Source organism: Pedobacter zeaxanthinifaciens (assembly GCF_003313335.1).
Taxonomy (GTDB): Bacteria; Bacteroidota; Bacteroidia; order Sphingobacteriales; family Sphingobacteriaceae; genus Pedobacter; species Pedobacter zeaxanthinifaciens.
Genome location: NZ_QMHP01000005.1, coordinates 93,262 through 114,161, shown reverse-complemented (window position 1 = coordinate 114,161; position 20,900 = coordinate 93,262). Strand labels below are relative to the sequence as shown.

The 20,900-nt window shown below is 37.2% G+C and carries 15 protein-coding genes; 3 read left to right on the top strand and 12 right to left on the bottom strand.

Annotation, left to right across the window (positions count from 1 at the left end; translation table 11 throughout):
- Positions 1-316 precede the first annotated feature (316 nt).
- Positions 317-1,450, top strand: coding sequence for a hypothetical protein (locus DUT68_RS09235; protein WP_113637776.1), 1,134 nt, complete (start codon positions 317-319; stop codon positions 1,448-1,450).
- Here the strand turns inward: DUT68_RS09235 and DUT68_RS09230 are convergent.
- The 8 genes from DUT68_RS09230 to rpmB all read right to left on the bottom strand — a co-directional run bounded on the left by DUT68_RS09230 (position 1,447) and on the right by rpmB (position 7,968).
- On the bottom strand, positions 1,447-2,526 hold the full coding sequence (locus tag DUT68_RS09230; protein WP_113637774.1) for an Ldh family oxidoreductase: 1,080 nt from the start codon (positions 2,524-2,526) through the stop codon (positions 1,447-1,449). The genes DUT68_RS09235 and DUT68_RS09230 overlap by 4 nt on opposite strands.
- A 152-nt stretch (positions 2,527-2,678) precedes the next feature.
- Positions 2,679-4,265, bottom strand: coding sequence for a bacillithiol biosynthesis cysteine-adding enzyme BshC (gene bshC, locus DUT68_RS09225; RefSeq protein WP_113637772.1), 1,587 nt, complete (start codon positions 4,263-4,265; stop codon positions 2,679-2,681).
- A gap of 146 nt (positions 4,266-4,411) precedes the next feature.
- Positions 4,412-5,743, bottom strand: a complete 1,332-nt coding sequence (rimO, locus tag DUT68_RS09220; RefSeq protein ID WP_113637770.1) for a 30S ribosomal protein S12 methylthiotransferase RimO — start codon at positions 5,741-5,743, stop codon at positions 4,412-4,414.
- Positions 5,744-5,822: 79 nt separating this feature from the next.
- A complete protein-coding gene (locus DUT68_RS09215; RefSeq protein WP_113637768.1) occupies positions 5,823-6,200 on the bottom strand; it encodes a GxxExxY protein in 378 nt (125 codons plus the stop codon).
- 35 nt (positions 6,201-6,235) lie between these two features.
- Positions 6,236-7,198 carry a signal recognition particle-docking protein FtsY gene (ftsY, locus tag DUT68_RS09210; RefSeq protein ID WP_113637766.1) on the bottom strand — a complete coding sequence of 321 codons (963 nt, stop codon included), beginning with the start codon at positions 7,196-7,198 and terminating at the stop codon, positions 6,236-6,238.
- A 67-nt stretch (positions 7,199-7,265) separates the two neighbouring features.
- Positions 7,266-7,430, bottom strand: coding sequence for a DUF4295 domain-containing protein (locus tag DUT68_RS09205; protein ID WP_113637764.1), 165 nt, complete (start codon positions 7,428-7,430; stop codon positions 7,266-7,268).
- An 84-nt stretch (positions 7,431-7,514) separates the two neighbouring features.
- Positions 7,515-7,697, bottom strand: coding sequence for a 50S ribosomal protein L33 (gene rpmG, locus DUT68_RS09200; RefSeq protein ID WP_107216618.1), 183 nt, complete (start codon positions 7,695-7,697; stop codon positions 7,515-7,517).
- A 37-nt stretch (positions 7,698-7,734) separates the two neighbouring features.
- Positions 7,735-7,968, bottom strand: coding sequence for a 50S ribosomal protein L28 (rpmB, locus tag DUT68_RS09195; RefSeq protein WP_113637762.1), 234 nt, complete (start codon positions 7,966-7,968; stop codon positions 7,735-7,737).
- Positions 7,969-8,399: 431 nt separating this feature from the next.
- Here rpmB and acs point away from each other — a divergent pair, with 431 nt between their 5' ends.
- Complete coding sequence (acs, locus tag DUT68_RS09190; RefSeq protein WP_113637761.1) at positions 8,400-10,298, top strand: acetate--CoA ligase; 1,899 nt, start codon at positions 8,400-8,402, stop codon at positions 10,296-10,298.
- A 54-nt stretch (positions 10,299-10,352) separates the two neighbouring features.
- Here the strand turns inward: acs and DUT68_RS09185 are convergent, their stop codons facing one another.
- Positions 10,353-11,729, bottom strand: a complete 1,377-nt coding sequence (locus DUT68_RS09185) for a RagB/SusD family nutrient uptake outer membrane protein (protein WP_113637759.1) — start codon at positions 11,727-11,729, stop codon at positions 10,353-10,355.
- A 12-nt stretch (positions 11,730-11,741) separates the two neighbouring features.
- Positions 11,742-14,756, bottom strand: coding sequence for a SusC/RagA family TonB-linked outer membrane protein (locus DUT68_RS09180; protein ID WP_113637757.1), 3,015 nt, complete (start codon positions 14,754-14,756; stop codon positions 11,742-11,744).
- Between the two features lie 285 nt (positions 14,757-15,041).
- Between DUT68_RS09180 and DUT68_RS09175 the strand changes: the two genes are divergently transcribed.
- The gene (locus DUT68_RS09175) at positions 15,042-15,227 is read left to right on the top strand and encodes a CsbD family protein (protein ID WP_113637755.1); all 186 of its coding nucleotides are present in this window, start codon (positions 15,042-15,044) and stop codon (positions 15,225-15,227) included.
- A gap of 82 nt (positions 15,228-15,309) precedes the next feature.
- Here the strand turns inward: DUT68_RS09175 and DUT68_RS09170 are convergent, their stop codons facing one another.
- Both DUT68_RS09170 and DUT68_RS09165 read right to left on the bottom strand, forming a co-directional pair.
- Entirely contained in the window at positions 15,310-17,667 is a 2,358-nt protein-coding gene (locus DUT68_RS09170) for a hypothetical protein (RefSeq protein WP_157960823.1), read from the bottom strand.
- A gap of 162 nt (positions 17,668-17,829) precedes the next feature.
- Entirely contained in the window at positions 17,830-20,763 is a 2,934-nt protein-coding gene (locus DUT68_RS09165; RefSeq protein ID WP_113637751.1) for a M16 family metallopeptidase, read from the bottom strand.
- Between the last annotated feature and the right edge of the window lie 137 nt (positions 20,764-20,900).

Genomic DNA, 20,900 nt, shown 5'->3' with positions numbered 1-20,900 from the left:
AGGCTTAGAAATAATAGCTGTTGCCTTTTGTCATTTCGAGGCTACGAGAAATCTAAGCATGTGGTTAATAGATTCCTCGCTTTGCTCGGAATGACAGGGAACTTTGTTATAAATGACAAGGAGCTTAGAACTAATAGCTGTTGCCTTTTGTCATTTCGAGGCTACGAGAAATCTAAGTATGTGGTTAATAGATTCCTCGCTTTGCTCGGAATGACAAGGAACTTTGCTCGGAATGATAAGGAGACTGCTCGTAATGACAAAATACTGTATAGATTTCTTTGCTAGCAGCGAAGAATACATCGTGAAATTAATATAAATGAGGAAACAATTACTTACAGTCTTACTCGCTTTACTTGCTTTGTCGGTGCAAGCGCAACTGAACAACAGCTATTTGTATCACCCAATTCGTCCAGCGGATAGCTTAACAAACGAAATTCACCTCAATTTTTATAACTTCAACTACGTTAGAAACTACGAGTATTCCAATAATTTTCATGATGGCTATACACTTTACGGCACGCAGCTTGAGCCGCAGTTGGTGTATTACGCTCATCCAAATCTTGCTATTACTGCTGGAGCATATCTAAGGAAAGATTTCGGAAACGAACGAGGATTATATGATGCAAAGCCGCTTTTCAACTTAAAATACAGTAAGAATAACCTAACCCTAGTTTTTGGTAGTTTAGAAGGTAATATACAGCATCAGTATATTGAGCCACTATATAATTTTGAACGTAAAATTACTACGCCAATAGAATATGGTACCCAGCTTTTGCTTAATAAAGACAAATTTAGGTTAGATACTTGGATCGCTTGGCAAAAGATGATTTACACTGGTGAAGCAGCTAAAGAAGAAATTGTTGGTGGATTTACTACCGATGTCACTTTGCTGAAAAATGACGACTGGAAACTTAGTATTCCTGCTCAAATGTTAGTGTATCATCAAGGTGGGCAAATAGATGTTTTGAAAGAGATTCCAATTTCTACATTGTTTAACGGTGCTGCTGGATTTAGCTTGAGCAAAAGCATCGGATATCGTATCAAACAAATATATACCAACAACTACATTGCTGCTTATAAGGATTTTTCGCCCACAAAAGTGAGGGCTTACCAAGGTGGATTTGGTTTGTGGCTAAATGCCGGAATTGATACATATTTCGGTAATTTCTCAACTTCTTACTGGCAAGGGAATAAGTTTATTACTATTAAAGGGATGCCTTTGTATCAATCAGTTTCTGATAACTTATATGAGAAAGGTTATACTGAAAATAAGCGGCAAATCTTAATGTTTCGATATCAATATCTTAAGGAATTGTTACCTAATTTATATCTAGATGTACGCTTTGAACCACACTTTGATTTAGCGAACAGCAGTAGCAATTTGCAATTTAATCACTCGTTTTTTCTCACCTATAAACAAAACTTTAAGCTTTTTAAGGTGAAGAATTAAAGTGTAGCTACGCCTATTTTTTCTGCTAAGTCATTTAAGTCTTTTGCCACCACATCAATCAATGGAATGCCCGCTATTTTACGCTCGTTTTCAAATTGATATTCGGGTTCGCCGGGAATGATTACTTTTTTGCTTTCATCAATAGTTTTAGCGCCTTTAAAACGCTCTATCCAATTATCTAGGTGATCTTTGAAGTCTTGCGCCGGACGAAAGCCATCCACACGCATTGCACCCAAAAAGTGCCCTATACCTTCGCCTACCGGATTAGGATCTGGTTCCAGAAAAGCTACAAACGGAGGTACCCAAGGACCATAATTTGCGCCAGAAAGCACTGCAGAAAGAATGTCAACCGTAGCGCCAAGTCCATATCCTTTATGACTGCCATGATCTTTGTCGCTGCCTAAAGGAAGTAGCGATCCACCACTTTTCAATTCATTTGGATCAGTAGACAACTCGCCATCCTTATTTTGCACCCAACCTGCCGGGATAGGGGAGTTTGCTCGTTGCGCAATTTCCAGTTTCCCATTAGCAGCTGCCGCGGTAGCCATATCAACAACCACCGGAGGATAATTCCCTGCTGGAAACGCATAACACATAGGGTTGGTGCCCAATAAACGTTCGTTAGCGTAGGTTGGTGCTACAAGTGGACTAGCATTGGTCATGCTTATGCCAACCATGTCCTGTGCTACTGCCATTAAAGCATGATAGCCGGCAATGCCGAAATGATTAGAGTTTTTAACCGCAACCCATCCGCTGCCATATTTTTCTGCTTTTTCGATAGCAATTTGCATGGCAAAAGGCGCCACAACTAAACCTAGGCCTGCATCACCATCTACCGTTGCAGTGGTGGCAGTTTCATGTACCACACGAATGTTTGGAGTGGCATTAATTCTTTTCTTCTCCCAAAGGCGATAATAGCCACTTAACCTTGCTACACCATGCGAATCAATTCCTCGAAGATCAGCTCTAACTAATACGTCAGTTGCCAGCGCAGCATGCTCATTTGAGCAGCCCATTTTTTTGAAAACATCGTAGGTAAAGTTTCTTAGTTTTTCTTCGCTGAAAGTGATAAACATGGTATCGGGATTAGTGTACTTTTAATTATATTATTGTTAGATTGTTATTAAGGTCAGATGGCTTAAGCTGTTAAAGCAAGCGTTTAACCATTTACTCATTTATTCATTCACTCATTTACTCACTCACTAATTCAATCATTCACTCATTCGTCCTACGCAAGAATCAGTGTAAAATCACCGCCCAAAGGTTCAAAGTTTTCAATTAGCGAAGCAATAAAATCATCACCATAGTTAACGTACATTGGAGCTAAGTTCAAAGTTCTTTCCTGCAAAGTTCCGCCTGGGAATAAACGCTGTTTTAAATGTTCAATTTGAGATATTGACACCTCATGATTTCGCTTTTCGGCTTTCACGAGTTTCTTTTCCAAGTTTTTAATTAACTTTTCAGTTTTAGTAAGTGCGGCATCTGCCGATGCTTCTAACGTTTTATCTATTTTAAAAGAGTTGAGTTTAATTCTGTCGAAAATCGCTTTAACAGCTGCGGCTTCGTCTGTTAAACAAACCTGTAATTCTGTATTGTTCTTGATCCATTTATTCTGCAGCTCCTGTGTGGGTAAAAAGATATCTTCGAAATCAAACTTCAACTTATTCAAATTCTCTAAACTTCTTCTATCTATCACCAAGGCCGAATTTCTTAGTAGCAATACCGGGAAGTTCACTTTATAAAAATCAAAATTTGCTTTTAGTTGCATCCAGTAAGCTACTTCGGCACCGCCACCTATGTAGGCAATGTTGGGCAAAATCACTTCTTGATAAAGCGGGCGCATAATTACGTTAGGGCTAAATCGCTCCGGACTATTATCTATTTCAGTGAGCAACTCATCTTCAGTGAAAGTGATGGCTGTGTTGTTCACTTTAAAGAGATCACCCTCTTTTATAATGCGTTCTCTAAGGTTTTCCTTTAGATAAAAGAAATTGATATCGCGGCCATTTACTTGAGTTTTGTAGCCAGCGTTTTCTAAAATACTACTTGTTTTTTCGGTTAAATTAGCGCTGTTTTGCTGCGTAATATCTTGTTTGATAATTGGTGCAAATTGTGATTTTAACGCTTTATCATCCGCATTTACAATTACCAAACCATATTGCTCAAATAAACAGTTTACCAACGTACGGGTAGCATCTGCCAAATTTTCATTTTCCAGATAAGCTTTTTCAACCATCTTACCCAGTTTTTTTCCGTTTTTGCTAATGCCTAAATAACCTTTGTAGGCTTGTACGGCGGCAACTACTGTTTTTGTGCTTAATCTGCCCGTAGCGCCATTGGTTTGCTGTATCCAACTAATTTGCTTATCGTCTAAACTAATGTGATTAATTTCTTCAAAATCGTGGTCCTCCGTGGCCATCCAATAAATAGGCACAAAGTTTTTATCAGGAAACGCAATTTTTAGCTCTAAAGCCAAATTAATAGTGGTTACAATTTTGTAAATGAAATAAAGCGGACCAGTAAATAAGTTAAGCTGGTGGCCAGTGGTGACAGTATATGTATGATGATCAAGCAGCAGTTCAATATTGTTACTTACCGCTTGGTTCACTTGTATCGCTTGATATTGTTCTTTTAGTGCATCAACCAAAACTTTCCTGTCGCCAACAAAATGATGAGATTCTACTGCCTTTTTTAGGCCGTCTAAATCAGGTCTGTAACTGTAGAATGATTTTAACAGATCCACATCATTAACATAGTCTAAAACCAGTTTAGAAAAGGAGTGCGTATCTTGATAAGAAATATATTTAGCCTTCACATTTCGAAATTAAATTAAATTTTGAAACAAGAGTAGCCATTTGTTTTATTTTACACTTTATCAATGTTATAGCTTTTAACACCTCGTTGAAATAAAAAAGGTCGAGCTATTTAACCCGACCATTCTATATGATAGTACTTTAACTTCTACTTCACAATTTGCCCGTACAAATCGAAATCTTCCGCTCTATCTACCTTAACATTAACAAAGCTTCCTATGGCTGCGTAACCCGAGTTGGCATCGATTAGCACTTCGTTGTCTACCTCTGGAGAATCAAATTCAGTACGCCCAATGAAAAAATCACCTTCTTTTCTATCTACCAGCACTTTGTAAGTTTTGCCTACTTTTTCTTGGTTGATGTCAAATGAAATGCCTTGTTGCAGTTCCATAATAGCATCCACACGCTTTTGCTTAACTTCATCCGGCACATCATCCACTAAATCATAAGCATGGGTTTTTTCTTCATGCGAATAGGTGAAACAGCCAAGTCTATCAAATCGAGTATCTTCTACCCATTGATACATTTCTTCGAAGTCACGTTCGGTTTCACCAGGATAGCCGCAAATTAGCGTAGTACGCATAGCGATGTTTGGAACCCTAGCCCTAATTTCGTTAACAATATCTACGGTTTTTTGCTTAGTAATTCCACGACGCATCGACTTTAGCATATTATCTGTAATGTGCTGCAAAGGCATGTCCAGATATTTACAGATATTTTCACGCTCATTCATAGCATCTAAAATCTCCATTGGAAAACCAGAGGGGTAGGCGTATTGTAGCCTGATCCACTCAATGCCATTCACATCAGATAAACGACGTAAAAGCTCATCTAAGTTTCTTTTGCCATATAAATCTAAACCGTAGTAGGTTAAATCTTGGGCAATTAAAATCAGTTCTTTTGTTCCGTTGGCGGCTAATATTTTTGCTTCATTTACTAACTCGTTCATATCTCTCGAAACGTGTTTTCCTCGCATTAGCGGGATGGCACAAAAGGAGCACGGACGGTTACAACCTTCAGCAATTTTAAAGTAAGCAAAATGCGATGGCGTGGTTAACAAACGCTCGCCAATGAGTTCATGCTTGTAGTTGGCGCCTAAAGTGTGTAAGATATTTTGCAAATCGTTGGTGCCAAAATAGGCGTCAACGTTAGTAATCTCTGCTTCCAAATCTGGCTTGTAACGCTCAGAAAGGCAGCCGGTAACGATTACCTTTCCAACTTTGCCTTCATCTTTTAATTGACTGTATTGTAAAATGGTGTCAATAGACTCTTGCTTGGCATTGTCGATAAAGCCGCAAGTATTTATTACTACAATATCATCTTTCCCAAGTTTATTCGCTTCGTGCTCCACATTAAGATTGTTGCCTTTCAGTTGTCCCATTAGTACCTCGCTATCGTAAGTATTCTTAGAGCAACCAAGCGTAATAACGTTAATCTTAGGTTGAGCAGTTTTTGTAGTAGTTTTGTTTTTTGTAATCATTTTTATTTTAAGATGATTTCAGGGATTTTATTTCCTGCGGTATGATTTCACAGATGATGAGATTACACCGATTTATTGATTATACTGAAAGACGTTTTATTTCGCAGCTGGTATTGCCAAAATTTATTAGTAATCCGGTTTTTATTCTGCTAGCTCTTAAATAGGAAATTAATTGATTTTGAAATAATTTGGGCTGATAGCCTGTAACAGATTTTAATTCTACTATTACTTTATTTTCAACCAATAAGTCGCACCTAAATTTGCCGATAATTATATTCTCAAATTCAACAATAAATTCTTTTTCGGCTTCGAATGATAAACCGATATGTTGAAGTTTTATTTTTAAGGCATTTACATATATTTTTTCAAGAAAACCAGGGCCAAGAGTATTATGTATTTCGAAGCAAAGCCCAATTATTTTTCGGGTTACCTCATCATAAGCGGTCTCGTTTTCCATATAAATCTGTGTAATCCTAAAATCTGTGTAATCATTTATTTAAATAAACTATTCACAAACTCTTTCTTATCGAACAACTGCAAATCATCCATTTTTTCTCCTACACCAATATATTTTACAGGGATTTTAAATTGATCTGAGATTCCAATAACCACGCCGCCCTTAGCTGTACCGTCTAATTTGGTGATGGCTAGTGCATTTACATCTGTAGCTTCGGTAAATTGCTTGCATTGTTCAAAGGCATTTTGCCCGGTTGAACCGTCTAGCACCAATAAAATTTCATGGGGTGCATTAGGGACAACTTTTTGCATCACGTTTTTAATTTTTCCCAGCTCGTTCATCAATCCAACTTTGTTGTGTAAACGGCCAGCAGTGTCAATTATTACCACATCCTCTTTGTTGGCAACCGCCGATTGCAAAGTGTCAAAGGCTACCGAAGCCGGATCAGAACCCATTGCCTGTGCCACTACGCGTACGTCAACACGTTCGCCCCAGAGCTTAATTTGATCAACCGCCGCAGCTCTAAAAGTATCAGCAGCACCAAGTACAACTTTTAAATTCTCTTTTTTGAGTTTATGCGCCAATTTGCCAATGGTGGTAGTTTTGCCTACTCCGTTAACACCCACAACCATAATTACATAAGGTTTGTGGTCGCCGTATTCAAAGTTCCTAAAATCGTTGCTGTTATTTTCGGCTAATAATAACTGAATTTCGTCACGTAATAAGTGGTTTAATTCCGAAGTAGAAAGGTATTTGTCTTTAGCAACACGATCTTGGATCCTATCAATAATCTTCAGCGTAGTGCTTACACCAACGTCTGAGGTTACCAATACTTCTTCGAGGTTGTCCAGTACATCGTCATCTACTGTTGACTTACCGGCTACTGCCTTGGTGAGTTTGCTGAAAAAACCTTCTTTCGTTTTTTCTAGTCCTTTATCTAGCGCTTCCTGAGCTTCAGGTGCGGTTTCTTTCTTTTTAAAAAAATCGAATAAACCCATAATCTGATAAAATAAAAAAAGCCCTCCCGTTAATACGGAACGGCTCTTAAGCTATTCTTAAATATTGTTATTTGCCGTTTGTTCCAGCAATAGCATCTTTAACGTGATCATTGTGAACAATTGCTTCTTTGAATGAATAAGCACCAGTTTTAGGTGATTTAGTCATTGTGATCACTTTTGAATATTCTTTACCTGTACCTGTTTTAAGGGTTGCAACTACTTTCTTTGCCATGTTTTTTTAAATTTAATGATTGAGTGAGTGAATTAAGAATGACTGAATTTCAATTCTATAATTCAATCATTTACCCCTTCAAAATTATTTAATCTCCTTGTGTACGGTTACTTTCTTTAAAACCGGGTTGTATTTTTTCAACTCTAAACGCTCAGTAGTGTTTTTACGGTTTTTAGTAGAAATATATCTAGACATGCCAGGCATACCACTTGTTTTATGCTCTGTGCACTCTAAAATAACTTGAACTCTGTTACCTTTTTTTGCCATTTCTTTATCTATTTATGCCGCAAAACGGCAAGTTTTGTTACAAATATCCTTTTTTCATGAAACGATTAATCGCTTCAGAAACACCAATTTTATTGATGGTTTTAATAGCTGAAGTAGATACTTTTAATGTTATCCAACGATCTTCTTCAGGGATGTAAAATTTCTGAAGTTGTAGGTTAGGATAAAACTTGCGCTTGGTTTTAACGTTTGAGTGAGAAACGTTATGTCCTTTCATCGCGGCTTTTCCTGTTAAATCACAAACTCTTGACATGACTTTATTTTGTTATTTGTTATTCGTCGCTTAATTCTTTTTAAGAGCCTGCAAATATCTGAATAATTTTTGTATTCATCAAGTGCACTGCAAAAATATTTTAAAGATATTTTTTATTAAGCAAGTTACCCCTAGCTAGTTAGTATAAAGTGCATTAAAATATCACCCGTAAAAATACCAACTTTTGAGTATTTCATTTGTTTAAACTGAATTTTAACTTTGGATTAGTTAAGATATATATACTAGGTTATAAGCTCCATTAGCCCTCGCTGCACTAACAGTAAGGGCTTTTTTATTTTTGCCAATATTAAAATAAAGATACGCATTTGTTGTAGGACTATTTATAAAATTGAGACGATTTTGATGTTTTTATAGTATTTAATTACTTAATTTAGCAATCGAACAAATCCAAAACCTATTATAGATATACTATGCAAATCAAATCTTTTGAGCAGTATGAAGAGAGCTACAAAAAAAGTGTTGAAAATCCAGAGCAATTTTGGGGCGAGGTAGCCCAAAACTTCCAATGGCGTAAACCTTGGTATAAAGTATTATCATGGAATTTTGAAGAACCTAATATTAAATGGTTTGAAGGCGCTAAGCTTAACATCACAGAGAACTGTTTAGATAGACATTTAGAACATAATGGCGATACGCCAGCAATTATTTGGGAACCTAATGATCCTGAACAAGATAGCGTAACTATTACTTATAGAATGTTGCATGAGCGTGTATGCCGCTTTGCCAATGTGCTGAAACGTAATGGTGCAAAAAAGGGCGATAGGGTGTGTATTTACATGCCGATGGTTCCTGAGTTGGCAGTTGCAGTATTGGCTTGTGCTCGTATTGGTGCTGTACATTCGGTAATTTTTGGTGGTTTTTCTGCTAAGTCAATTGCTGATAGAATTAACGACTCGCAATGTAAATTGGTAGTAACTGCAGATGGCGTTTACCGTGGAGCAAAGCCAATTCCTTTAAAAGATGTAATTGACGATGCTTTGATTGGTTGCCCGACAGTGGAAAAAGTAATTGTACTTACCCATGTGCGTACGCCTGTAAGTATGCTTAAAGGCAGAGATGTTTGGTGGGAGGATGAATTAAAGCACGTTAACGCGGTTTGCGAAGCGGAAGAAATGGATGCAGAAGACCTATTGTTTATCCTTTATACTTCGGGCTCTACAGGAAAGCCAAAGGGTGTGGTGCATACCTGTGGTGGTTACATGGTTTATGCCGGCTATACGTTTAGTAATGTGTTTAATTACCAACCAGGCGAAGTTTATTTTTGCACCGCAGATATTGGTTGGATTACCGGACACTCGTACATTGTTTACGGTCCATTGTCGCAAGGGGCTACTTCATTAATTTTTGAAGGTGTACCTACTTATCCGACACCATCTCGTTTTTGGGATATTGTAGAGAAACATAAAGTGAATACCTTATACACCGCTCCAACTGCTATTAGATCATTAATGGGATTTGGAGATGAACCTTTGAAAGGTAAAGATTTAAGTACACTGAGGGTTTTAGGATCGGTAGGAGAGCCAATTAACGAAGAAGCTTGGCATTGGTTTGATGAGAAAATTGGAGCTGGAAAAGCACCGATTGTTGATACTTGGTGGCAAACTGAAACTGGAGGAATCATGATTTCGCCAATTGCTACGGTAACAAAAACTAAACCTAGTTACGCTACACTACCATTGCCCGGTATACAGCCAGTTTTGGTTGATGAAAACGGCAATGAAATAGAGGGGAACAGTGTGAGTGGAAATTTGTGTATTAAGTTTCCTTGGCCAGGCATGTTACGCACTACTTATGGAGATCACGAACGTTGTAAACAAACGTATTTTTCTACCTATCCGGGTATGTATTTTACTGGCGATGGATGTTTGAGAGATGAAGATGGCTATTATAGAATTACAGGTAGGGTAGACGATGTATTAAACGTTTCAGGACATAGAATTGGTACTGCAGAGGTTGAAAATGCGATAAACATGCATGCTGGAGTAGTGGAGAGTGCCGTAGTGGGTTATCCTCACGATGTAAAAGGACAGGGTATCTATGCATTTATTATCTATCCAAACCACCATCAGGATGCGGAGCTTACTAAAAAAGATATTCTGCAAACCGTAACTAGGGTAATTGGAGCCATCGCTAAGCCAGATAAAATGTTATTTGTATCAGGTTTGCCTAAAACTAGATCTGGTAAAATTATGCGTAGAATTTTAAGAAAAATCGCTGAAGGTGATACCTCTAGCTTGGGAGATACTTCGACTTTATTGGATCCAGCAGTGGTTGATGAAATTATAACTGCAGCGCAGAATAGTAAATAACTAAACTATACAAATTAAAAAAACGCCGAAGAGACTATCTTCGGCGTTTTTTTGTTATCCGCTATAACCCGGATTTTGAATTAAAGAATTGTTACTTGCCTTAATCTCACGATCTGGGATTGGGAATACCAATTTAGGGTCATTATAAGGGAAAGCACCAATTGATCTTTTGGTTCTCTTATAATCATGTAATCTGAAACCTTCGTAATCTAACTCTTTCTCTCTCTCGTTTAGGATAATATCTAATGTAGGTACTACGGTGCCTAGCCCGGCTCTTGCTCTCAACATGTTGATGTCGCTGGCAGGTGTAGCGCCAATAGCAGTATTCAATCTGAAGTTGCATTCTGCTCTAATCAAGTACTGCTCTGTAATTCTACATACAGGAATATTATCGTAATAACTATACCATTTTTTGGTAAAATAGCCAGTTCTTGCGCCAGTGCCTTCATAAATTAGTTCTGTTTGTCGTTTATCTCCAGCCTCAAATGAATTGTAAAAAGTTGTATTCACTAATGCATCCGCCCTGCCCACGTTTCCACCTGTACTGTTGAGGTAGCTAGCGTAAAAAGTTGCCAAGCCATCATTGGAAGTACCGGCATTACTTTGTTCATTCTGCTTAATTTCGAAGATTCCTTCATTGGAATTTTTGGTTCTAAACGGAGCTTCTAGCGAATTAGTAATTAATGAATAAGGACTATTAGTAATGATATCATTTGCTAAATCTCTAGCTAACGCATATTTTCCTTCTTGTAAGTAAACTCTAGCTAAAAAGGCTTTAGCTGCATATTGGTCATTTACCGAAGCCAGCTTTGCAATGGCGGTGGTAAGATCATTCTCTACAGCAGTATAAACTTCAGCCACCGTTTTGCGGGTAACATTATTGCTTACGTTATCTACTGTTTTAACGGGTTTTGTCATAATTGGTACGCCTAAATTATTGTTAGTGCCAGTTGCATCATATGGTAACGCATATAGTCTAACTAATTCGAAGTGCATAATGCCTCTAATAAATAATGCTTTACCTTCTATTACATTTCTGGTGTTGGCATCATTTACAACACCTAAAGCTGATAAAACGATATTGGCCGTATTAATTGCTGCGTATGCTGTTACCCAAGTTCTAGTTACATCAACATTGTTGGAGATAATTGCTTTACTGGCGATATTTCTGTAGCTCGTGAAACTGCCTCTCCAATTAAGATAGCCATCGCTAGCGTAAAGGTCTGGCAACATTACCAAGTTTGTGCCGTATAAATCGCCTAGAGCTAGGAAAGTATATGCGCCTGTTAGTGCATTTTGCACATCGGCGGTATTGTTTAAGGCTGCAGCAGCATCAATTTGTTGTTTTGGGTCTATTTCCAATTGCTTTTTGCAGCTGGTTGCGCTAACGATAAGTAAAAGTACAACCAGTATATTTCTATATTTTTTCATAACTGAGTATTATTATAAACCAATGTTTACGCCGAAAGTAATTGTTCTCGCTTGTGGAGGTGTATAAAAATCATGTCCAAGCTGTATGTTGTTAGATTGAGTTGAAGTGCTGCTTGCTGGCGTATTTACCTCTGGGTCGTATCCTTTGTATCCTGTGAAAGTTAAAAGATTAACCGCCGAAACAAAAAGTCTCAACCTTTGTAAATGATATTTGCCTGCAAGTGAAGTTGGTACATTGTATCCCAATAAAACACTTTTTAATCTAAAATACGATCCGTCTTGGATCCAACGTGATGAAGGACTTGTTCCATTGCCATCGTTAAATCTCGGTTGTGGAATATTCGTTATTCTATTAGTAGGAGTCCAATAATTTAACTGATCGATAGTTTGGTTGTCGAAATAATCGCCGTTGGCAGATTGAAAAACACCAGCCATGTTATAAATATCATTTCCAGATACGAATTGCGTTTGAATATCCAAATCAAAGTTTTTGTAAGACAGTTGGTTGCCAAACCCGCCATAAAATTTAGGATTTGGGTTGCCTAATTTTTGATTTTGAGCTGCCGCGTAATCGTTTGTAGTAGTAGTTCTGGAAGCATCAACATAATATATCGCATCGCCATTGTTTGGATCTACACCGGCATAGGCTTTTCCGTAGAAATAACCTAAAGGTTCGCCAACAGCAACTCTTCCTAAAAATCTACCTCCAGGAAATATAGGTTGATCGTTAACTAAACGAAGTACTTTATTTTTATTGAAAGAGATATTGAAGGAAGTACTCCATTTAAATGCTCCTACTAAATTTCTCGTATTTAATGAAATTTCCAGGCCTTTGTTTTCCATATCTCCGATGTTTTGAGTGATAGAAGAAAAACCATTAGTAGATACTATTGGAGCATTAAGTAATAAATCTGTGGTTTTCTTTTTGTAGTATTCCACAGTACTTGATATTCTATCGGAGAACAAACCAAAATCTATACCAATGTTAAAATTCTGAGTATTTTCCCAAGTAAGGTTAGGGTCACCAAGTTGGAATGGGCGTGTGCCACCGATGCCAGCATAATTTACGCCTCGGTACAAATTCCTTGATGCAAAATCTCCAATTTCAGCATTTCCTGTTAAACCGTAACTTGCTCTCAATTTTAATTGACTTAGCCAGTTTACTGACTTTAAGAATTCCTCCTGATTAACAATCCATCCAGCAGAAACAGCAGGGAATGTTCCATATCTGTTGTTTGCGCCAAATCGAGAAGATCCATCCGTCCTAATAGAAGCGCCTAGTAAATATTTGTCGCGATATTTGTAGTTTACCCTAGCTAGATAAGAAACAAAAGTGTGTCTTGTTTCGGAAGATGAACCAGCTGATATGATTGCTGCACTAGCAATCTTAGTGAAACTATCCGATGGTAATGTTGTACCTTCTACAGAAGAATATCTGAATTTGGTATCTTGAAATGCAAAACCGGCTAATATGTTTAAACTATGCTTGTCATTAAAAATTTTATTGTAGCTTAAAGTATTGTTCGTGTTAAAGTTGATAGATTTCGCCATGTAGTCTGAAGAGAACCCTCCAGTACTACCCCCATCTTGAGTTTTTGAGCCTAAAAACTGCTCCTCTTCTAAGTTGTTAAAGTCAAATCCATATTCGCTTCTAAAAATTAAATCGGGAGTGATTTTTAAACTAGCATAAGCATTGGCAAAAGTCCTATAAGTGGTGGACAAGTTTTTCCCGTTATCAATATCAATTAAACTGTTATAGTAAACAGTCGAATTGTTTAATTGTCCTGATGCATTGTAAACAGGCTGTATTGGTGGTAAAGCATTTAGTTGTAAGGGATTTGAAAATGCGTTATCCGTAGGAATACGGTAGTTATCCACTTTTGAAATGTTGATTGAACCACCTACATCAAATATTTTAGAAACATTGTGATCCAAGCTTAGTCTACCGCCGGTACGAACGTACCTGTTAGATATAATGATACCGTCGTTATTATTGTAAGTTCCTGATAGCATGAACCTGGTTTTAGCATTACCACCATTAATGTTTAAACTGTACTGTTGAATATGGCCTCTTCGAAAAGCTTCGTTAACCCAGTTTGTGTTATTGTTACTGGTCCAGTCGGTAGTTCCGGTGTAATCTTCCCACATTTCTGCCGCATTATTATAATCTCCACCATCGTAGTTGCCATATTTAAAAGCAGCGTCTAAAAGTTGTCTGTATTGGTCTGCATTGAGGAATTCGCCCTTTCTTGTTGGATCGCTGAAACCGGCGAAATAACCAAATTCTACATTGGTTTTTCCTTCTTTACCTCTTTTTGTAGTGATAAGCACAACGCCATTTGAAGCACGGGCACCATAAATTGCCGCTGCTGCTGCATCTTTTAATACTTCCATAGATTCAATATCATCTGGGCTGATCGCCGCAAGCGGATTGTCGGGTTCCGTATAAGTACCCAAAGCTTCCGTTACAATAGGAACACCATCTATAACAAATAATGGCTGGTTACTTGCAGAAATGGAAGAAATACCACGGACACGAATTTGTAAGGCTTGTCCTAACTTTCCACTGCTTGAGTTGATGAAAACGCCAGGCGCTTTACCTTGAAGCGCACTTTCAACTGTAGCTATCGGCCTATCTTTCATTTCTGCAGAAGTTACCCTAGCTTGCGAACCAAGTAGATCCCTTTTACTTTGTGTGCCATAACCTACAACAACTACATCGGACAATGTAGTACTTTCTTCTTCCAATGCGACGTTGATTGTGTTTCCAGTGATAGGGATTTCCTGTAATTTAAAGCCTATGTAAGTAAATACGAGCGTTTTGGCTTTTTCATTTACCGTTAGTTGATAATTTCCGGTAGCGTTGGTTTGTGTACCAGTTGAAGGAGAGCCCTTCACATATACACTCACTCCGGGAATTGGACCGGAGGAGCCTCCGGTTACTTTTCCAGTAATTACCCTGTTTTGAGCTAAAGCAAGGGTAATTAAACTGAAAGAAAACATCATACTGAATAGTAGTTTTCTCATAAAATGGGTAGTTTTAGTTAATAATTAGCTGATTAATCAAACCTAATGTAACGAAAATTATATAATTTTTATAGCTTTTTTGAAATTTAATAGTGTTTTGTGTAGGTAAAACAGAATATAATTAATGTATTAGTCTACAACTTGTAGTTTTAGTTTGGTGGTGACTAAAGTGGTAGTTGGGATTGTAGAGTTGGTGATCCTAAATATTTCGTAAATCAAACATTGAGATGATTTCCTTGTTAATAATCTAGTTCAAACAGTTTATAACACTAAAAACATTTAATCATGGATAAATTAGAATTAAAAGGAATTTGGAATGAGGTTAAAGGTAAAGTAAAGCAAGCATATGCAGATTTAACTGATGATGACTTGAAATATGAAGATGGAAAAGATGAGGAGTTGTTGGGAAAACTTCAACAAAAAACAGGAAAAGGTAGGGACGAATTAGTGAAGTGGATCAAGTCCTTATAATATCGTATAATATAAGATAGAGAGCTGCCTCAATGTTTTTTATCCATTAGTTGGATAAAATCTCAAACTGGGGCAGCTTTTTTTATTCTTTTATTTCAATCAGTTGTTCTTGGTAAATAAAATCTCCTTTACTAATTCCCTGTACAATGATTTTAAATTTGCCTGTAATATCTCCTGTGTAAAATTCTACCGCCGTTGTTTTGTTCTTTTCAATTTTATTTAGATAATTCCAATATAGAGTAGAGAAGTAAGCCGGTTCTTCCGGCTGTTTGTAATCGCTTACGTAAAATTCTTTGGCAATCGACAGGCCATTTACCACAGTATATCCTTGCGTTTTTTCTACGGAACAACCCGGATATAACGTTTGCTTTCCATTTACTAAATAGGTTTGCCCGGCAATTGGTTCCCTGTTTTTTGGATCGCCGATATGATTGGGGCAATTCAAAATATTATAGGTACACACATAATCACCACATCCATTAGCCCCAAATTTACTTGAGAAAAAATCGGAATTGTTTTTGGTGATGGTGACCTCTTTGAGCTGAAGAATTTTTTCTTTTGAGCTGAGTTTCAGTTCTTCAGAATTAACCAGCGTAGAAGGGAGCTGTAGGGTAAAGTACGATGGTGATTTCGACAGTAGGAGATTCTGTTTTTCGTAGTCGTCACTAATTTTTATCTTGTCGGTACTTCCGTTTTTATCAGCAATAAATAAATAAAGTTTTTTGTTGAAAGGTGTTGTCGTTTCGTTTAAAGGCAAATTAAAATTACCGGCATTGTCTGTATATAACTGTAAAAAGTTAGTGCTGCCTAAGCTAATTATTGAAACAGTTTTTTTGATTGGCTTGTCACTATCATGAACAACTTGCCCGGTAATTTTTAAGCTATCAATAGGTGGTTTTACCTTGTCTGCACTTGTAATGAATTCGTTCCAAGTATATCTCCTCCATCCCTTTACCGATAAAATACTGTTCACGTAATCCAAGTTTTGTAAAGCATTTAAAGAACCACTAGCCGGCAGCTGATCAAGCTGGTTATAGAGGTAAAAGTAGCTTTGGATATCGTTCATTTTACTCACTTCAAGCCTATTTTCCTGAACACACGCTATCGAAACAATAGCTACTTCATTAGTGTCATTTAGCTTGATATTGAGTTCAACTTTCTTTCTTTTCTGATATTGCTTTTGATTAGTTGTTAATGTTAATTGCTGCTTACTGCTATATCCTCCAAATATCATGCGTTCCGCTAAGGGTCTATTTAAGCTGTCGGTTATGGTTACAGTTGCCAGTCCTTTGAAGTTAACGGGTATTTTTAAAGACTGTTTAGTGGAAAGGCTCACAGGCGCATACAAAAAGCTTTCTTTAAAATTGTGCACTCTCAACCAAACATTTTGCTTTTTATTAGCTCTGGCTATAATAACAACGGTATCATTACACACAGGTTTCTGTATTTCTAGCGCAATCCCGCTATTTATAATTTTTGGTAAAAGATAGTTGCTGTCAATAAATTGAGAATGAACTAGTTTTAGTTTGTAAACATTTTGAGCCTTTGCTAATAGATGAAATTTGCCGATGCCATAACTGTTTGTTTCTATCGTATCAATGCTAATCTCGTTTTCGTAAAGAATTGCTTTTAACGACACGGGTGCTAGATTTTCATCTTTAGCCTCCAAAGCAATGCTGTTTACCACACCATTGATAATGTTGCCACCTTCTGGATAAAATTTTACAGATGCGCTGTATTTGGGCTTTGGTAAAATAATGCTCAGAAAACTGCTGTCCTTTTCGTATTTCAATTTAAGCTTTAGGTGTTGCTGGTTTGCAGCAATTACAGGAAGTTGCAGGGGCACTTGTCCAAAGCCATCAGTTTTTGTAGTAACAGTTTTGCCGTTATAATTATAAGTAACTGCTGTTGGCTTGGGCAAAAACCGTTTTTCATTTGAGGTGACCGAAAGTAATACGTGGTTGATTTTTTGTTGTTCTGTTGCCGCTTTAACAATTTTTAAGGTAGCTAAAAATGAAGGTTCCTTACCGCTTTTGATGCTAAGGGGTTGTCTGAATACGACCTTTGGTTTGCCGTTTACCGTAATATTGGTGTAGGCTAGCAAATGGTAACTGCCCACCAAAATGCTATCGGGAATGGCTAAACTTCCAAATGCAATTCCACCACTCATTGCAAATTTCCGGTGGCTGAGTACTAAGCTGTCTGCATCTCTTACTAACGCAACCGCAAGCACATTATGCCGGTTTAGGTCCTGCGCTAATAGGTATCCAGTAAAATAAATGGTTTCGTTATTGGAATAAACGTTCTTGTCGAAATGTACAAACAATGCATCATCTGATTTCGCTAAAGAATAGTTTTGAAACATTTTGGTTAACGGATCTTGTGCATGTAGCCTTCCCGCCAATAACAAAAGCAAAATCATTTGGAGCATTATACGCATACAGTCGGGTTTATGTTCACAATATACTTATTTTAACCATAAGCTATCTGTTTTTGTAGACTTAGAAGCTTAAAGTCAGTGGGTTAGGTGCCACTATTAAAATAAAAAAAGCGGCTTCCTTAAAAAAGAAGCCGCTTTGGAGAGTTATTTTTTTGAAACTTATTAGTAACCGAAAATTTCCTCTAAGGTTAACGTTTTTACTGCGCCAAATTTCGACATATCTTCTTGCTTCACTTTTTTATCAGAAGCTACAATTAGATAAGTGTAGGCTTTGTTGGCAATTTTTTGCTGATGGAAACGATTGATATCATCGAAAGTAATTGGTTTAATTTCTTTGTATCTGTCCATTCTAGAGTCGTAACTGTAACCTAGTTTTTTATCAGCAAAATAGTAAGCAAAAATGGCATCTTTCAATACCCTGTCTGATTCGTAGTTGCTTAACAAGTTAGTTTTAGCACCTTCAAATGTTTTTTCGCTTTTTGGCAGTACATTTAAAAGTTCGTTCATTCCTGCAACAGCTTCGTTCATTTTGTCGGCTTGGCTACCCACATAAGCAACCATGCTGTATTGCTTGTCGGCTCTATCAGGCGATGCGTAGGTGGCGAAAGTAGAGTAAGCTAAGGCCTTTGATTCGCGAATTGTTTGGAAAACCACAGAGCCCATACCACCACCGAAATAGTTATTAAACACCTCAACGGTAGCACCATCAGCTTTGTTGTAAACACCGGTATTTCTTAACCAACGAATTTCAGACTGTACCATGTCATAGTTGGCAAAGTAAACTTTATTAGAATCCTGTGTAGTGTAAGTATAAACTTTTGCCGGTGCAGCTGGTGTGAACTCTTTTGGCAATGCATGTACAGCCTTAATGTTTGCGGTGAAAGCAGCTAAATCTTTAGGCCCATAATAGGTTACTACGTGTTCGTAGTTATTTAGGTTTTTAAGCAAATAAATCAAATCTTCAGCTTTAATGTTTTTCACTTCATCATTAGTTAAAACATTGTTAAAAGGGTTTAATTTACCATATTGAGCATAAGATGTTAATCCGCTCATAATGGCGCCTTTATTTAATTTGCTGTTTTCTCTAGATTTTAAGATGCTGTTTTTAAGCTCAGCTAAAGCTTTATCATTAGCTTTTACATTGGCAAAAATATGCTCAACCAATGCTACCGCCTTATCAAAATTTTCTTGTAAGCCACTGATGCTGATGGTAGTAGTTTCTGCTCCAACATTTAAGCTATAAGAGCATGCAATGTTATAAAACTGTTTGCTCAATTCCTCTGCAGTATATTTATCAGTACTTAAATAAGGTAGATATGAAGCAGCGTAACCTAATAATTTATAGCTGTTAGTCCCAAAGTTAAAGCGATAGCTCATTCTGAAAATAGAATTTTCAGTATTTTTAATTGTCATCACTTCTGCTATACCCGATTTGCCAAAATTGATATCCTTTTGATAATCTAAAAATTTAGGAGCTAATGGCTTAATTGGGCTTTCCAAAACGTTTTTAACGAATGGTGAGGTTAAGCCTGCATTTGCATTGATAGGTGTAATAGCTGGTTTTTCAACTTTGATCGTGTTTTTATCTTCTCCTTTATGCTTGTAGCCAACTACATAGTTATCTTTAAAGAAGGTTTTTGCAAAAGCTACTACTTGAGCTTTGGTGATTTTAGCGATTTCGTTATTCTCATTCAAATCTCTATCCCAGCCCGTACCTCTGTTCATAATAAACACGTTTGATAGGCTTTCTGCTCTGTTGCCATTGCTGTCAAAAGCTTGTAGAAAACTTAATTTTTTGTTCGCTACGATAGCTTTTAACAAATCATCATCAAATTTTCCATCTTTTAACATTTGGATTTGCTCTAACAAAAGTTTAGCAACATCGTCAAGGCTTTGACCTTGCTTTGGCTGTGCCGATAAATTAAACACACCATAATCTTTCATTTGCTGATAAGTAGCGTTAGCTCTCAACACTTTTTGCTGCTTGTTTAAGTTAATGTCAAACAAACCAGCTTTACCGTTGGCTAAAATGCTTTTAATCAGCGATAGCATTAAGCTTTCTTTGCTGTTTTCTGCATAACCGCGGTAGTAGATTTCTAACATTTCTGCACTTGGTCCATAAACATCTACCTTTTGTATTTGGGTAAGTGGTTTTTCAGGTGCCGGGTTATATAGGCTTACTGGTTTCGATGCCATGTAACCGAAAGCTTTATCTACTTTCTTGATCATTTCATCTGGGTTTAAATCTCCAGCTAAAATGAGTGCCATGTTGTTAGGCACATAGTATTTGTTGTAGTAGTTTCTAATTTCAACTAATGAAGGATTTTTCAAGTGCTCAATAGTACCGATAGTGGTTTGTTGGCCATAATTGTGCGTTGGAAATAACTTATCCATCATCGCCTCGTCAAGTTTCCAACCATCGTTATCTAAGCCACGATTTTTTTCTTCATATACGGCCTCTAATTCAGTATGGAAAATACGGAAAATTGGCTTGCGGAAACGTTCAGCTTGTATTGCTAAAAATTTATCTACAGCGTTTGAAGGGAAATCTTCGTTGTAAACAGTTTCTTCGTACCAAGTATGGGCATTTGTTGAATTGCCTCCAATGCCTTGCATCATTTTATCATACTCATTGGCAATTGAGTAGTTTGAAGCTTCGCCAGATACTTTGTCAATTTCTTTGTAAATTTCTTTACGCTGTGCTGGATCAGTAGTTTTATTGTATTTTTCGTAAAGGGCATCAATTTTATCCAATAATGGTTTCTCTTTAGCCCAGTCTGCCGTACCAAACTTATCAGTTCCTTTAAATAAAAGATGTTCTAAATAGTGGGCTAGTCCGGTAGCATTTTTCGGGTCGGTGTTACTTCCAGCCCTAATGCTCATGCGATACTCAATTTTTGGTTCTTTGTAATTTGGCGACAAGATGACCGTCAAGCCATTTTTCAAGGTATAAAACCTCGTTTTTGAAGGGTCGTTAGTTACGTATTTGTACGTATAACCACCTGCAGTAGCTGTTTTCCATTGGTAAGCGGCATTTTGTGCCAATAGGCTTGAACCAGTAAAAAGCAGACCTACGAAAAATAATAGTCTTTTCATGTTGTAATAAGTTATCATTCAAATATACAAAGACAATTAAATTAAAAGGATGTTGCATCAATAAAATCGGTAATTTGGGGTAATTGGCATATTTCTCGTAATTTTGGTTTGTTATTGAAGGATTTTACCGCTTTTCT